General features: G+C 73.0%; 11 protein-coding genes. 5 read left to right on the top strand and 6 right to left on the bottom strand.

The features are described from left to right. The first annotated feature begins 287 nt into the window (after window positions 1–287). Window positions 288–2,768: an ATP-dependent Clp protease ATP-binding subunit gene (locus tag ACFYOJ_RS00570; RefSeq protein ID WP_356552392.1), complete on the top strand. Its 2,481-nt coding sequence runs from the start codon at window positions 288–290 to the stop codon at window positions 2,766–2,768. Window positions 2,769–2,849: 81 nt separating this feature from the next. Here ACFYOJ_RS00570 and ACFYOJ_RS00575 read toward each other — a convergent pair whose 3' ends face one another. Next, window positions 2,850–3,221: a DUF488 family protein gene (locus ACFYOJ_RS00575; RefSeq protein ID WP_356552390.1), complete on the bottom strand. Its 372-nt coding sequence runs from the start codon at window positions 3,219–3,221 to the stop codon at window positions 2,850–2,852. Between the two features lie 279 nt (window positions 3,222–3,500). Here ACFYOJ_RS00575 and ACFYOJ_RS00580 point away from each other — a divergent pair, with 279 nt between their 5' ends. Beyond that, window positions 3,501–5,579 (top strand): SpoIIE family protein phosphatase, encoded by a 2,079-nt coding sequence (locus tag ACFYOJ_RS00580; protein WP_356552389.1) that lies wholly within the window; start codon window positions 3,501–3,503, stop codon window positions 5,577–5,579. Between the two features lie 73 nt (window positions 5,580–5,652). Here the strand turns inward: ACFYOJ_RS00580 and ACFYOJ_RS00585 are convergent, their stop codons facing one another. The 3 genes from ACFYOJ_RS00585 to ACFYOJ_RS00595 all read right to left on the bottom strand — a co-directional run bounded on the left by ACFYOJ_RS00585 (window position 5,653) and on the right by ACFYOJ_RS00595 (window position 8,524). Beyond that, window positions 5,653–6,492, bottom strand: coding sequence for a class I SAM-dependent methyltransferase (locus ACFYOJ_RS00585; RefSeq protein WP_356552387.1), 840 nt, complete (start codon window positions 6,490–6,492; stop codon window positions 5,653–5,655). Between the two features lie 279 nt (window positions 6,493–6,771). After that, window positions 6,772–7,266 carry a hypothetical protein gene (locus tag ACFYOJ_RS00590; protein ID WP_356552386.1) on the bottom strand — a complete coding sequence of 165 codons (495 nt, stop codon included), beginning with the start codon at window positions 7,264–7,266 and terminating at the stop codon, window positions 6,772–6,774. 43 nt (window positions 7,267–7,309) lie between these two features. Then, on the bottom strand, window positions 7,310–8,524 hold the full coding sequence (locus ACFYOJ_RS00595) for an FAD-dependent oxidoreductase (RefSeq protein WP_356552385.1): 1,215 nt from the start codon (window positions 8,522–8,524) through the stop codon (window positions 7,310–7,312). Between the two features lie 1,024 nt (window positions 8,525–9,548). Here ACFYOJ_RS00595 and ACFYOJ_RS00600 point away from each other — a divergent pair. The 3 genes from ACFYOJ_RS00600 to ACFYOJ_RS00610 are packed head-to-tail and all read left to right on the top strand — an operon-like array spanning window position 9,549 to window position 12,958. Beyond that, window positions 9,549–10,031 (top strand): DUF6301 family protein, encoded by a 483-nt coding sequence (locus ACFYOJ_RS00600; protein ID WP_356552383.1) that lies wholly within the window; start codon window positions 9,549–9,551, stop codon window positions 10,029–10,031. Continuing rightward, on the top strand, window positions 10,028–10,465 hold the full coding sequence (locus ACFYOJ_RS00605) for a hypothetical protein (protein ID WP_356552381.1): 438 nt from the start codon (window positions 10,028–10,030) through the stop codon (window positions 10,463–10,465). Before ACFYOJ_RS00600 ends, ACFYOJ_RS00605 begins: the two co-directional genes overlap by 4 nt. Window positions 10,466–10,486: 21 nt before the next feature. Next, a complete protein-coding gene (locus tag ACFYOJ_RS00610) occupies window positions 10,487–12,958 on the top strand; it encodes a HEAT repeat domain-containing protein (RefSeq protein WP_356552380.1) in 2,472 nt (823 codons plus the stop codon). Window positions 12,959–13,868: 910 nt separating this feature from the next. On the opposite strand, the gene ACFYOJ_RS00615 is transcribed toward ACFYOJ_RS00610, so the two are convergent. Both ACFYOJ_RS00615 and ACFYOJ_RS00620 read right to left on the bottom strand, forming a co-directional pair. Then, complete coding sequence (locus tag ACFYOJ_RS00615) at window positions 13,869–14,429, bottom strand: hypothetical protein (RefSeq protein ID WP_356552378.1); 561 nt, start codon at window positions 14,427–14,429, stop codon at window positions 13,869–13,871. A gap of 357 nt (window positions 14,430–14,786) precedes the next feature. Further along, window positions 14,787–15,200, bottom strand: a complete 414-nt coding sequence (locus ACFYOJ_RS00620) for an Ohr family peroxiredoxin (RefSeq protein ID WP_356552376.1) — start codon at window positions 15,198–15,200, stop codon at window positions 14,787–14,789. Window positions 15,201–15,722: the final 522 nt, after the last annotated feature.

Genomic DNA, 15,722 nt, shown 5'->3' on the forward strand with positions numbered 1-15,722 from the left:
CGGTGGTCCGTCGTGTGCCGCCGGAGAGCGCTTCCGGGAACGATCGCGATGCCGGTGCCCGGCCCCCGGGGCACCTGGAACATGGCGAGAACGCCATATGGTCGATGTATACCGTTCCGGACGGTGCCCGGTCGTCCGGGCCTGGGCCATCGGGTGACCGCCGGCCGGGTGCCGCCCCGGTCGCGGCTGGCGGGGACGGCACGGCGGGGCCCGCGGGCCGCTCCGCTTGCGGGGTCTCGGGGGACGCGTTTCGGTGGGAGTCCCCCTTCGCCGCGTCTGGAGCTGTCATGTCGATGTCGTCCTTCGATTTCGGCTCGCCCGACCCGTTCAGTGAGCTCTTCAACCGGTTCTTCGGCATGTCGCCCGCGTCGTCGCCGCCGGCGGTGCAGCGGGTGCCGATCGGACGGCTGCTGACCGAGTCCGCGCAGGAACTCCTCGATCTGGCGGCCCGGCGCGCACTGGAGGACGGGACGTCCGACCTGGACACCGAGCACCTGCTGTGGGCGGCCACGAAGGTCGACCCGGCGCGGGGGCTGCTCGCGCAGGCGGGCGCGGACCCCGACGCGCTCGCCTCCCGGATCGCGGCGGTGCTGCCCCGCGAGTCGGGCGAGCCGTCCGCCGAGCCGGGCCTCACCCCGGCCGCCAAGCGCACCCTCACCACCGCCTACGCCCGCTCCCAGGCGGCCGGGGTGTCCTACATCGGGCCGGAGCACATCCTCGGCGCGCTGCTGGACGGCGCCGACACGGGGGCCGCCCGGCTGCTGAAGGCCGGGGGCGAGGACGTGCGGAGGCTGGCCGGCCTCACCGAGCGGGCGGCCCGCGCCGAGGGACGGCCGGCCGAGCCGAAGCAGCCCGCGACGACGCTGGACGAGTTCGGCCGGGACCTGACCGAGGAGGCGAGGGCGGGGAGGCTCGACCCCGTCGTCGGACGCGCCGAGGAGATCGAGGAGACCGTCGAGATCCTGTCGCGGCGGTCCAAGAACAACCCCGTGCTCATCGGGGAGCCCGGCGTGGGCAAGACGGCGATCGTGGAGGGGCTGGCGCAGCGCATCGTGGCCGGCGAGGTCCCCGGCACGCTGAAGGACAAGCGGGTCGTCGCCCTGGACCTGTCCGGGATGGTGGCGGGCGCGCAGTACCGGGGGCAGTTCGAGGAGCGGCTGAAGAAGGTCATCGAGGACGTCCAGCGGGCACGGGGCGAGATCATCCTGTTCATCGACGAGCTGCACACCGTGGTGGGCGCCGGCGCCACGGGCGAGGGGGCGATGGACGCGGGAAACATGCTCAAACCGGCCCTCGCCCGCGGCGAGTTGCACGTGGTCGGCGCGACGACCATCGACGAGTACCGCAAGTACGTCGAGAAGGACGCGGCGCTGGAGCGCCGGTTCCAGCCGGTGACGGTGCCCGAGCCGACGGTCGAGGAGACGGTGCAGATCCTGGAGGGGCTGCGCGACACGTACGAGGCCCACCACCAGGTGCGGTTCGCGGACGGCGCGCTGGCGGCCGCGGCGGAGCTGTCCGACCGCTACGTCTCCGACCGGTTCCTGCCGGACAAGGCGATCGACGTGATGGACCAGGCGGGCGCGCGGGTGCGGCTGCGCAGTGCCGGCCGGTCCACCGAGGTGGCCGGTCTGGAGGACCGGATCGCCCGGCTGCGGCGGGAGCAGGACCAGGCCGTGGCCGCGCAGGACTACGAGCGGGCCGCGGAGCTCAAGGGCCGGATCGCCGAGGCGGAGGGCGAGCTGGCGGGCGTCGAGGAGCGCCGTGAGGGTGTCGTGTCCGTCACCGCCGCCGACGTCGCGGACGTCGTCTCCCGTCGCACGGGCATCCCGGTCTCCCAGCTCACCGCCAGTGAGAAGGAGCGGCTCCTCAGGCTGGAGGAGGAGATGCACGAGCGCATCGTCGGCCAGGACGAGGCGGTCACCGCCGTCTCGCGGGCCGTGCGCCGCAACCGGGCCGGCATGGGCGACCCGAACCGTCCCGTGGGCTCCTTCCTCTTCCTCGGCCCCACCGGTGTGGGCAAGACGGAGCTGGCCAAGACCCTCGCCGAGCTGCTGTTCGGCGAGGAGGACCGCATGATCCGGTTCGACATGAGCGAGTTCCAGGAGAAGCACACCGTCGCCCGCCTGGTCGGCGCCCCTCCCGGGTACGTCGGCTACGAGGAGGCGGGGCAGCTCACCGAGAAGGTCCGCCGGCAGCCGTACAGCGTCGTCCTGTTCGACGAGGTGGAGAAGGCGCACCCCGACGTCTTCAACACGCTGCTGCAGATCCTCGACGACGGGCGCCTCACCGACGGGCAGGGCCGCACCGTCGACTTCCGGCACTGTGTCGTCGTCATGACGTCCAACATCGGGGCGCGCCGCATCCTCGACCACCAGGGCGACGTGTCCGGCCTCAAGGACGAGCTGATGGACGAACTGCGGAGCAGGTTCCTGCCGGAGTTCCTCAACCGCATCGACGACATCGTCGTCTTCCACGGCCTGTCCGAGGACGACCTGGGCAAGATCGTCGATCATCTGCTGGACCGGAGCGAGCACCGGGTGCACGCGCAGGGCATGAGGCTGGAGGTCACCGAGGCCGCCAAAAAGCTGCTGACCGCCCACGGGCACCAGCCGGAGTTCGGTGCCCGTCCGTTGCGCCGCACCATCCAGACGGAGCTGGACAACCGCGTCGCCGACCTGCTGCTCGGCGGCGAGGCGGAGCCCGGGGACACGATCGTCGCCGACGTGCGCGACGACTCCCTGCACTGCACCGTCAGGAAGCCGGCCTGAGCGGCCGACGGCGTCCGGCCGGCCCCGGTCCGCCGGGACCGGGGCGCGTCACGTCCGGGAACACGTCACGACCGGGGCACGTCACGTCCGGTGCGCGTGGTCGTCCAGCCACTGGGCGAGTACGGCCGCCTCGCTGTGGTCGGCGTCCTTGGTGGCGGTCAGCAGGGTGACCGTGCCGTCGGACGCCAGGGCGCGCAGTTCCTCGGCCGCCTCCTCGTGCTGCGGGTCCTCCAGTTCGGCGACGTAGCGGCGGCGGAACTCGGCGAAGCGTCCGGGGTCGTGGTGGTACCAGTGGCGCAGACCGGTCGAGGGGGCGACCTCCTTCAGCCACCTGTCCAGGCGGGCCCGTTCCTTGCTCACGCCGCGCGGCCACAGGCGGTCCACGAGCACCCGCTTGCCGTCCTGCGGCGACGGCTCCTCGTAGATCCTGCGGTAGGTGATGTGTCCGGCCATGGGGGATCCTCCCGTCGGGGCTGCCGGGCGGGTACCCGGCGCCCGCCCGGAGACACGGGCGGGGACCGGCGCCCGCCCGGGGGGCACGACGGCGGCGGTCGCGTGTCCTCCGGGAGCGCCCGGCCGGCCGTACCACCGGGCATCGCGCTCCTGTGAAGGGGGCGATCTGCGCGCGGGGCGGCTCACGCGCAGAATGGGAGGAGAACACGCCGGTCCGGTGGCGCCCGGCCGTCCCGGCAGGGGCGCACCGAGGCGCGCGCGACCTGCCGGGAGGCAGCGATGGAGCATTCCGGGGGCCGCCCCGCCGGGCGGGAGGGCCGAAGGGCCGCCGCGCACGTGGCCCTCGCCGTCAACGGCATGGGCAGCTTCACCTGGGACGTGCCCAGCGGTGTGATGCACTACGACGACGCCGCCCTCGCCGTGATGGGTTTCGGGCCGGGCGAGTTCGACGGCAGTCTCGGCGCGCTCGGCGCGCGCATGCTGCCGGCCGAGCTGCCCGCGGTCGAGGAGCAGGTGGAGCGGGCGCTGCGGGAGCGCTCCGCGTTCAGTCTGTACTTCCGGGTCCGGCACCCGGGCGGCCGGCTGCGCTGGACGCACACCCAGGGGCACGTCGTCTGCGACGACCGGCGGCGTCCGGTGCAGGTCATCGGCATCGTGCGGGACGCCAGCCAGGAACTGCGGGCCATCGACCAGACCGAGCAGCTGCGGCGGGCACTGCAGGACCGGCGCCGGCAGGCCGACATCGTCGCGTATCTCAGCGACGTGCTCGTGCCCACCATCACGGTGGACGACGTCGCCGAGGCGCTGACCTCGGACCGGCTGCTGCAGCGGCTGGGCGCGTCGGGCGTCGTCCTGGGGCTGGTCGACAACGGGCGGATGCATCTGATCGGCTCGAACGGGCTGAGCCGTGCGCTCGTGCGGGACTTCCACCTGTCGCCGCTGGACCGGGCGCTGCCCCTGGCCGAGGCGGTGCGGACCCGCGAGCCGGTGTTCCTCACCGACCGTGAGGAAATGGCCCGGCGCTACCCGGCGCTGCTGCCGTACCTGCCGGAGCTCTCCCGCGCCTCGGCCGCCGTGTACCAGCCGCTGATCGCCCACGACACCCCCATCGGCGCGCTCGGTCTCGTCTACGACGGCAGGACGTCGTTCACGCACGACGAGCAGACGGTGCTCAACGCCCTGGCCAAGGTCGTCGCGCAGTCGTTGCAGCGGGCGCTGCTGTACGACCGGGAGCACGAGCTGGCGGCCGGGCTGCAGAACGCGATGCTGCCCGGTCACACGCCGCGCACCCCGGGTCTGGCCTTCGCGACCCGGTACCGTCCGGCGAGCGCGCGGGGCGGTATCGGCGGCGACTGGTACGACGTGCTGACGCTGCCGGACGGGCGGGTGGTCGCCGTCGTCGGGGACGTGCAGGGCCACGACGTGACGGCGGCGGCGGTGATGGGCCAGCTGCGCATCGCGCTGCGCGCCTACGCGGCCGAGGGGCACCCCGCCACGACGGTCGTCGCGCGGGCCTCCGCCTTCCTCACGGAGATGGACACCGACCGCTTCGCCACCTGCCTCCTCGTGCAGACGGACCCGCGCACCGGGCACACGGTGATCGTCCGCGCCGGTCATCTGGAGCCGGTGCTGCGGCACCCGGACGGCACCTGCGCCTGGCTGGAGGTTCCGGGCGGGCTTCCGCTCGGCCTGTCGTCGCCCGGCTCGCAGCCCGGTTACCCCGCTTCGGAGACGGTGCTGCGGTCCGGTTCCACACTGCTGCTGTGCACGGACGGACTCGTCGAGGCACGCGCCACGGACATCGGGCACGGCTGCGAGCGGCTGCTGGGCGCGGTCGCCGGGGGGCCGGCGGACCCGGACGGCCTCGCGGACCATGTGCTCGGTTCCATGAGCGCCTACACCGGGGAGGAGGACGACGTGGCGCTGCTGGTGATGCGGCGCGGCCGGCACGACGGCGAGGCCGGCCGGCGGATCCAGGTGCCGATCCGGTCCGGCGACCCCGACTCCCTGCACGCCGCGCGGCGGGCCCTGCGGTCGGCGCTGTCCGAGTGGTCGCTGGCACCGCTGACCGAGACGGCGGAACTGCTCGCCTGCGAGCTGGCCACCAACGCCCTGCTGCACGCCCGCGGCGGCGCCACCCTGACCGTCTCCCAGGTCCCCGACCGGGGCGGCCGCCCGGCCGTGCGGCTGGCCGTCGCCGACGCGTCCCCGGTCTCTCCCCGGCGCCGTGCGGCGACGGAACGCTCGACGTCCGGGCGCGGCATGATGCTGATCGAGGAACTGGCCGCCTCCTGGGGGGTCGAGTCGCGGGGCAACGGCAAGACGGTCTGGTGCGAGGTGACCCAGCCACCGTCCTGACGGCCGGCCCCGCGCGGCCGGTGGTCTCCTCCCCCGTGGCCGCCGGCGAGCGTCGCGGTGACGCCGGCCGGCGTCACCGGCGGTGCGACACCGCCAGCTCGATGAGGTACCGCTTGGTCACCCGGCCGCCGTACCGCCCGTCGATCAGGTCCGCGATGCACCTCAGCAGGCCGTTCCTGGCGGCTTCCGGCAGAGCCCGGTGGCCGGAGTAGGTGCGCAGCAGCTCCAGGTACTCCGGCGTGGTGTACGTCAGGTCCTGCTCGTGGCGGCGGAAGACCGTGGGACCGAACGCACCGCTGCGCGCGACCTCCCGGGCGTGGTCCGAGCCGTCGACGGCGGCGGCTTCCGGAGGCCGCGTCCCGGGCGGCGTGTCCGGGTCGAAGCGCTCGTAGCAGCGCTGGACCTCGACGAAGAACTCCTCGGTGCCGCCCCGCACGTGCTGGGTGCGCACCACGGCGAGCGCCCCGCCCGGACGCAGCGCCTCGGCGGCCTTCGCCGTCCTCACCGCCGGGTCGATCCAGTGGAAGGCGGTCGCCGCGAGGACCACGTCGAACGGTTCCTCCGGCAGCGGCCAGCTCTCGAAGTCCGCCGTGACGATCTCCGCCCCCGCGGCCCCGTCCAGGTTGCGGCGGGCGATCGCGGCCATGCCCGGTCCTGCCTCGACGGCCGTGATCCGGCAGCCTCGCCCGGCCAGTGGCACCGTGGCCTGGCCGGTCCCGCAGCCGATCTCCAGCACCCGGCTGCCCGGGCGGGCACCGGCGACCTCCGCGAGGTCGTCGTACAGCGCCGGCGGGTAGCCGGGCCTGGCCCGGTCGTACAGCTCCGCGTCCTCGTCGAACGTCCGGCTCAGCCGTACTCGCCGGGTTTCCTCGGGCCGGTCGTCACGCCTCACGTGCGTGGTGTCGTCGGGCATGCGGAGCAGGTTAGGCGATGCCCGCCCGTCCATGAGCGGGAACGAGGAGGTTCCCGACGTGCCGCCGTCGCGGAGGCGGCACGCGGCCGTCCTGCACGGCCGGGGGTTCTCGGCCGGGTACGGGCTCCACGACGTCACCGGCCACGGCGTTCCCCGGACGCGGAGACGGGCGGTCCTGCTCGCCCGCCGGGGCCGGACGGCACAGCCCCACGCCGACGCACGCCCGAGGCGGTGTGGTGGCGAGCCCGACCGTGCCGGTGGGCACGGGCCCGACGAGCCTCAGCACATCTTCCCGATGTGCAGTGCTCGCGCCCGCTCTCCGGCGTTCTCCGGGTGGATCCGCTCGGCCAGGCAGTGCCGGTGGGAGACGAGGGTGTGGCTTCCCGGACCGTCGTTGCTCCGCGAGTCCAGGACGAGGGCGTCTCCCCCTGGGCTCAACGTGACCCGTTCACCGCAGAAGTCGCAGCTCCAGGTCAGCGACTCCAGGTCGGCGGGCCGGATGCTGAGCCGCACCGACACCGGCGGATGCCAGCGGTGGATCTGCTCGATCACCGCTTCGATCCGCGAACCGACGGGAGGGAAGAGGGCGAGCAGTTCCTCATGGCTGCCCGTGGTCCGGGAGAAGTGCTCGATCATGTCGACGGAGGCCGACAGACCGGCGTTCTCGTGACCGGCGATCTCGACGACCACACCCCAGGGGTGATGGCCGAGAACCGTGGCCCGGACCTTCTGGCCGGGCATGAGCGCCAGGCTCCCCGTCTCGAACCTTTCCATGAACCGCTTCCCCCCTCGGAGCCGGTGCCGGTGCCGGTGCTGGTCAGTGCGCGTCGTAGATGCCCCGGTAGTGGCTCAACGCGGTCTCGCGGATCTTCTCGTCGCTCCAGTGGGCGAAGCGGCCGGGGGCCAGCCGCTCCGGTGCGACGACGAGGTCGCCGGTCTCCAGAAGCATGTTCGCGAGCTGCCGGCCGACACCTCCGGCATGGGTCACCCAGGACGCTTCCGCGAACCACAGGCCGGGCATCGTGGCAGCGGGGCCGACGAGCGGGAGTTCGTCGGGAGTCAGGGCGAACACCCCGTTGAGCCGACGTCCCCGGCCTGCCCTCCGGAACGCCGGAACGAGGGCGGTGGCCTGTGCGAGGGCGGCGCCGAAGTCGGCCTCCAGGAAGGGGCGTTCGGCTGACGTGAGCGTGGAAGTGGGGGTCAGCGGCACCGGGGCGTGCGAGTAGGTACCCAGCCCGTAGCGGCGGCCGTGGCGGCGGGTGTAGACCGCCTGGTCGGGGTAGCGCACGATCGGGGTGTCGATGGGGGTGTCGTCAAGACCGTCCACCTCGGTGGTGAACAGGTAGGGGTGCTGGACATCCACCATGGGCAGCCGCACCCCGGCGTCCGCCGCCAGCACCGGGCCCCAGATGCCCGTGGCCAGCACGACCCGTCCGGCCTTGAGCAGTTCGGCGTCCCTGCCCACGCGGACACCGACGATCCGGCCCCGGTCGCCCTCCAACGCGCGCACGGGCGTGTTCCAGCGGAACCTGGCGCCGCGCGTCTCGGCGGCGTCGACCAGAGCGTGCGTCAGGGCGGCCGGATCGGCGGCACCGTCGGAGGGGATGTGCAGCGCGCCCAGCGCCCGTTCGGCGTCCACCAGCGCGGGGGCCAGCGCGACGGCTTCGTCCGCATCGAGCACCCGGGCCTCGATGCCCAGGCGGCGCCCGTGCTCGACGTCGTGGTGGGCCTGTTCCAGGCGAGCGGGGCCGGTGGCGATCTCCAGGCAGCCGACCTGCCAGAACACTGGCGCCGGGGCGGTCCGAGAGAGCGCGCGATAGGTGGTGACACTGTCCTTGGCCAGCACGGCCAGTTCCGGCGTGGCGCTGAGCTGGCCGACGAAGCCGGGCGCCAGGCCGGTCGATCCGGGCAGCACACCGCGGTCACGGGCGTCGACCACCATCACCCGGTCATGCCCGAGCCGGGTGAGGTGATACGCCACCGAGGCCCCCACCACACCGGCCCCCACCACCAGGACGTCTGCCTCGGCCATGACTCTCGTACCCCCTCGGTCTCCTGCGGTCCCTCGAGGACCGCTCGGCACGGCGATCCCTCACCCCCGTACGGCATGAGAAGGGTACTGGCTGACCGGCAGAGCCGAAGGCGGCGCTGCCAGACTCTGAAGACCCGTCGTGCGCTGCCGGCCCGACCCGTGCCGTTCCGGCCCGCCGCCGATGACGAGGCGTTCGTCCGTTGCCCCGTCGCGGCTCGTCGCGACGGCTGTGTCCCCCGACGGGTAAGGCCGGCGCGAAGCGGGTCGTCCAGGAGTGCGGTCACCGAAGTGGAGGGCAGCGCGGTGGAGTTGGGAACCGTCGGGTTGTACCGGGAGATGTACGGAGGCGAGCACGGCCAACTGCCGTCGATCTACGGGTCCGTGGCCACGCGGGCGTTGCCCGGCAGGGACGGGCTGGTCCGGTACCTCCGTGACAGCCCCGGGGTGTTCGACGCACGGCGGACGATCCCCGGTGGTCCCTCCCTGCATTCCGACGGCGTATGGGTGTGGCGGACTGGCTCCATCGAGTACCTGGCGCACCAGCCGCTGGAGATCCCGGCGGATTTCGTCGAGCACGTGCGGGCGAGAGGGTACCGGCCGCCAGAAAGACGTCCCACCGCCGGTGCAGGACCTGGTAGACGAGCCCCATCCCGCCCTGCTCGTGCCCCCCACACCGTGTACTGGCCGTCGATCACATCGCCGACCTGTCATCTTCCCGACTCACCGGCCCAGCTCCGGACCTGCTCCATTCCCCTGCGCCCCCCTTCACGGGGGCCGGCCATCGCGCCGCCCCGGTGGTCACGCCTGTCGCCCCGCACCGCCCCGGACGGTGCCCACGGGCCGTGCGGTTCCACTGCTGCCGGGACTGCAAGCGGCTTGCGGTACGACGGCAGGGTCGGCGGTGTGCCAGGATCGGTCGGAGAGTCGGCGATGTGCGGGACAGCCGCATCGAGGGGGAGGAGGGCAGGGGGGCGGGTCCGTGAGGACACCGTGTCCCTGACTGCGTATGACGCAATGGCGTGCGTTGAGCGACACCGAGGTCGTCGCACTCGCGACACGGTTGCAGTCGCTGGACTGCACCTGGGAGTTGGGCGCCACACCGAGTGCGAGGCGGTCGTCGAGGTTCCCTCGGAAGGCGCTGCTGATCCGGCCGCGGTGGGACGTGCTCGGCACCGGGTTCGAGAGGGACCGCCATGAGACGTTCACCGTAGGGGAAGAGGAGCTGGTCGAGCGTGTCCGGTTGCGCCTGACCGACTACGCGGAGCAATGGGACCAGAGCCTGGACGCGTTCGCGCGGATGTTCTCCGCGCTTCGCGGCGCATTCGGCGATCCGACGTACCGGAAGCCGGGCAGGTGGGCCGGGATCCACTGGATCGGCGACGACACCACCCTGCTCCTCGAGCGGACGGAAAGCTCGGTGTACCTGGAGCGGGCGACCAACAAACGGCTGGCCCTCGACGAGGAACTCGAGCGGTTGGAAGAGACGGACGGGGAGGAGCTGCTGTGACGGGGTGGGACGAATTCGGCGAAGGGCTCGCCGAGCAGCTCTCCACGCTGGCCACCGGTTCGGTGCTGATCCTCAGGGAGAGCGCGCCGACGGGCCGGTACGCGCAGTTCATGCAGGACGACGACCGGCTGGGGGCCGAACTCGTCGGCGATCACTACCTCGAGCCCGGGGTACGCGCCGGAGAACAGGGCGGCCGGCTGATCGCCGAGGCCGGCTGGCAGCGCCCCGAGGACACCGTCTACGGCCACAACTGGCAGGCCGAGCTGCCCTGGCCGTCGGCGTCGGACGCCTACCGGCGGCTCGCGGCGATGACGGTGACCGGGCTGCGCGACGGTCTGCGGATCACCGGCCCGAAGGACCTGGTCTACAAAGCCTGGACGCGCAGGAACCGCCCCTTGCAGTTGCCCCTGCTGGGCCTTGCCTCCATGCCCTGACGGAAGGCGGCGAGCGGCGGCATGTCCCCACAGGACGCGAGAGCACGGCGGCTGGCGCGGCTCGCCGCGCAGGTCGACTGGTCGAAGGTCGTCGATCCTTACACCACCGGGCGGTACGGTCCCGAGGTGCTGGAGGAGCTCTGGTCGGCCGACCGCGACACGGCCGGCCGGGTCTGCGAGAACCTGCGCTGCGCGGCCGTCGGCGACGGCGGCTCGGTGCGGGCGGCCGCCGCCGAGACGCTGCCGTTCCTCGTCGAAGCGGCCCGGGACCCGGACGTGACGGTGCGCTCCGGGATCCTGCGGGCGATCGCCGACATCGCGGCCGTGGGCGACACCGCCCCGGACGCGTGGGTCGACCCCGCGTGGCCGGCCGTCTGGGAGCGCGCCGCCGACGCGTTGCTGCCGCTGCTCGACGACGGTGACGTGTCCGTCCGGAGCGCCGCGGCCGCGGCGCTCTCGCGGTCCACGGCCCACGCCGACGCCCTGATCGCCCGCTTCCTGCACTGCTTCGGGACCGAGACGGACCCCTGGGCGGCGGGACAACTGGTGCTGGGCGTCGGGGAACTCGCCCGCCACGCCACGACGCGGCGCGAGGAGGCACTCGTGTGGCTGCGGCACCGTATGACCGACGCGGGGAAGGGAGAGGAGCCCGACCTCGACGAGGACGTCGACGCCTGGCCGGCGTGGACGGACGACGTCCGCCACGACGTCCGGCTGGAAGCCGTGCAGGCACTGTGCCGCGCACTGCCCGGGCACTCCGACCCCGCCTACGCCCGTGTCACCGCCGACGCGCTGCTCGCCCCCTCCTTCGGGCTCGCCCACCCCCCTGTGGGGAGCCGGTCCTGGGGCGACTGCTGGGACGTCGACGTCATCACCGAAGCCGATCGGCGGCTGGGGGCCGACCTGCCCGGGCGGCTCGCCCTCGCCCACGCGCTGCTGCGCGCCCCCGGCGCCCTGCAGCGCGAGGGCGGGCTCAGGGTCGCCGCCGGTCTGATGTCCCGCAGGCGCTCCGCCGTGCCGGAACTCCTCCCCTCCGTCGCCGGGCTCGTGGACGACGCACGGCCGGAGAACCGTGCCCTCGCACTGCGGGTCCTCGCCATGTGCGGGGCCGCCGCGCGTCCCTGGGCAGAGCTCGTCGCCGCACGCCTCGCCGAGGCCGTCGAACCCCACGCACCCGTGCGGGAGCGCGCCGCCTGGGCGCTGAGCCGGATGGGCGACGAGCGCTGTGTGCCGCCCCTTGCCGAACTGCTCGCCGGCCCTGGGGCGTTCACCCCCGGCCCCGCCCGCCCGCGCCGCCGCGACTGGGACGACGACGACCTCAGCCTCACCGAGGCGCTCGCCCCCCTCGCCGCCCACATGGACACCCTCCTCGACCCCTTGCTGACCCGGATCGAGGAGACGACGAGCCCCTTCCACCCGTACTGCTCGGTCGTGCGCCGGTGGCACGAGGACGGCGGGGACGTCGTGCCGCGACTGCTCCGGCTCCTGGACAGCGACGACCGGATGCCGGTCGCCGCACACGTCCTGAGCCATCTGGACGTCGGCGCCGTCGCCGCCGCCCACCGCGAACGGCTGCGGGAACGGCTCGGCCTCTCGTACCCCCGACGGGACGAGGATCTCGCACACCTCTCCCCCTTCGGGTACCACTCCCTCACCGGAGACGACGAGCCCTTGCGGGCCCTGCTCCGCCCACCCGACGGCAGCGGCCTCCCCGGTCCAGGGCCAGGGCCGGGCCCCCAGCTCAGCGAGCCCACCCTGCTCCATGTCTGCGTCACCCTCGGCCCGCTCGCGGCGTCGGCGGCGGACCGGCTGCGCGGCATGTTCCACGAGGCGCTGAGCGGAAAGCCGCACCGACGGTCCGACGACGCGCCAAGAGGTGCCGTGGAACGCGGCCGGGCCCTGTGGCGCGTCACCGGCGACGCGGACGAGGTGCTCCCGGCGCTGCTGGAACTGACCGCCCGCAGCACACACGAGGTCCACCGGACTCCGGGAGGTGTCGAGGCCCTGGAGCTGCTCGCCGAGGTCGCCGCCGCCCACCCACCCGTCGCGGACCGCGTCGCCCGACGCCTGCGTGCCGGCGCCGAAGCACGGATCAGGCACGACAACCCCTTCGACGCGATGAGAATCGTCCGGGCGCTGTGGCAGCTCACCTCGGACCCCCACCTGGTCACCCCGCTCCTGACCGGCCTCGTCCGCATCTGCCCACCGCCCGGCGGCACCCGCCCCACCGTCCTCGAGCCCCTGCGTCTCCTCGCCGAAACCGCGGCCTCGGACCCGGCGTCCCTCGCCCCGGCCGTGCCGGCCCTGCGCACCCTCCTCGACACCGACGAACGCCCCGTACGCCACGACCACTGGCGTGCCGTGTCCGACGACGACGCCCTGCGCGCCGCGGCCCGAACGGCACTGGCCACCGCCGCCGCCACTGCCGAGCCGGCCCCGGGCACGACTCCCCCACCCGGTCCGCAGCCGGGCCCCGGCCGACCGTCACACTGACAGAGCACCGGCGTGTGCCCGCCCGGCCCGGCGTGACCACGCGGGCGTCTGACCGCGGTCGGGCTGCTCCTCGTCGACGACGATCCGCTCGTGCGGGAGGCGACGGCGCAGACGGGCTGCAACGGCAAAGAGAGCCGATGCCGGCCGGGTCGAACCCCCACGGTGCCGTCAGTGCCCGGAGGTCTCCGAGCCATCCGTCTTCTCCAGCCGCCAGCCCGTGGTTCATGTGCGCGGCGTTGTCCGCGCCGTAGCCGGCACGGGAGCAGGTGACAACACGGTACCCGCGGTCGGTGGCCGAGCCGAGGACGGAGTCCATGGGGACCGCGGAGCCCGGCATGCCATGGTGAAAGAGAACAACCGGCCCACGTTCGGGTCCCGAACGGCGTACTCGAGAACACGACCGTCCTTCAGGCGCAGCGACTCGCATCCTCGGTCTTCAGAGCCTCCGTCGCTGCTGTCGGCAGCGCGACTCCCCGCTGTGGGCGGCGGGCTGCAATCCTCGTGCCGCCCCGTAGAACCCGATTCCATGAACTCGCTCCTGTTCCGTCGGATGGTCTGCGGACCATGTGCTGCGGTCACGAAGGCTTGCGGGGAGACCCCGTGCGCCGGGCTGTCGCCCCTCGAAGGGTCTGCCGAACAGCTTTGAGCGCCTTCCGTCCTGGCAGTTGACCTCAAGGCCGCCCGGACAACGCTTCACGCGGTCCCGGAACCTGCCGGGTCGCCCGAAGTGCCGCCGTGCTCCGCAGCAGTGCCTTGGCCGGCATGCGGGCATGGCAGGAGCGTTCGCCCCCCGACCAGTTCCCGCTCGACAGCGGCGGTGCCGAGCCCGCCCTGCACCACCCGGTCGGCGATGTTCTCCCCGACCGGACCCGGGCCGATCACGATGGCGTCGTACGTGCGGTCACTCTCGTCAGCTCTCCTGGGTGGCGCGCTTGAGGCGCAGGGCCGAGAGGAGGAAGAAGATGCCGCCCGGGACGGCGTAGCCGATGGCACTGGTCAGCGTGGGATCATCCGCACTGGCTGACGCGATGAACGACCCTCCGGCCAGGGCCGATATGCCACCGCTCAGGATCATCGGCCACTGGCCGCCCATCTTGCGGCGGGGGATGGCCACGATCAGCTGGACCAGGCCGGCCACTACTGCCCAGGCACCCCACACGCGCAGCACGGCCGGAACACCCGACGCGCAGGCGACGGCCAGGCCGACAGCCGTGACAAGGCTGACCGCGACGTTCACGTACAGCAGCGCGGGCGATCCCGTGTTGCGCGAGACCTTCGCGTCGTAGATGGCCGCACCCACGTCGAACAGCGGGTACAGCACCAGGAGCACGGCCCCGGCCGGAGTGATCTCCTTGGCCATCGTGAACATCACGAGGGCCCAGACGATGGCGAACGCGAACCGGACGAAGTAGAGCCGCCGCAGGGCGAGGGCGGTCCCGGTGGTGTCGGACGGAGCAACGGTGGCGCTCACGATGGTCCCTTTCAGTGGTGTACGGAGAAGAAGGGCAAGTCAGAGGTTCCTGCGGTCGGCCTCATCGATCAGGCCGGTTGTCCCTCTCCCGGAACGGCACGATCGCCCGGTCCGGACAGTGAGGGCTGAGGGGGTCTCAAGCAGCCGCCGGATTCGGCCGGCACATGAACGCCTCCAGGGAGGACGAACGTTCTGTTCACCAAGACTGGCAAGGCGCCGACCCCCTGTCAAGACCGAACGTTCTACCTCCCCATCCGTCGGCGCGTCCCGGGAGCGCCGCCCGGCCGGTTTTGCCCGTACGGGGACAGCCGGACCCCGGCCACCGGGCCGAACCGTCCCCGTTGGCCGATCGGGAAATCACTCGACGACGAGCCGGACGGGGACGTTGCCGCGAATGGCGTTGGAGTACGGGCAGACCTGGTGGGCCTGGTCGACGAGGCCTCCGCCGACTGCGCGGTCGACGCCGCCGGGCATCGCTATCCGCAGGACGACGGCGAGTCCGAAGCCTTCGCCCTGCTTGCCGATCGACACCTCCCCGGTCACGGTGGCGCGGGAGAGGTCCACGCCGGCCCGGCGGCCCACCACGCCGAGGGCACTGGCGAAGCACGCCGCGAATCCGGCGGCGAAGAGCTGCTCGGGGTTGTTGCCCTTACCGCTACCGCCCAGTTCCTTCGGGGGCGCGAGCTGCAGGTCCAGAGAGCCGTCCGAGAGAACGGCACGGCCGTCGCGGCCGTGGGTGGCGGTCGCGACCGCGGTGTAGAGCGCGTCCATGGGTGATACGTCCTTCTGTGACGGGCTTCGACGGGGGGCGCCGCTACCGCACGGCACGGGCCCCGATGTCGGAGCGTGTGATGAGAGCGCCTTCTCCGGCGCCGGTGCGCACTGATCGATACCGAGATCCTGTGCGACCCACCAGGAGAGGCCACAGGCCTGGCGGCAGGAGGGCCGCCCGGACTCGTGGAGCACGAAGAAGGCAGAACGTTCGTTCTCCCGCGAAGCCTGCACGAAGAAAGCCCCGACGTCAACCACGTCGCGGCAGTCGACCAGCCCTTTCACTTTCACTCGACGTCCCCTTGAGGGAGAACGGCCGGTGCCGGCGAGTGCGGGCCCGCGCGCCGGTGCCACACCTGGCAGCGCCTGCCGCTGTCGGCGGGCGGAGATGCCGGTGCGTTTGTCCCGCCCAGCCGCCCAGCCGCTCAGGCCGGTCAGGGCGGTCAGGCCGGTCAAGGACTACGAGGGCTTGGCCGCCATCCGATGAGGCCGATCGTTCTCTCTCGCTCTTCGATAGCCTTG

The sequence above is a fragment of the Streptomyces sp. NPDC006384 genome (genome assembly GCF_042870695.1).
GTDB lineage: Bacteria > Actinomycetota > Actinomycetes > Streptomycetales > Streptomycetaceae > Streptomyces.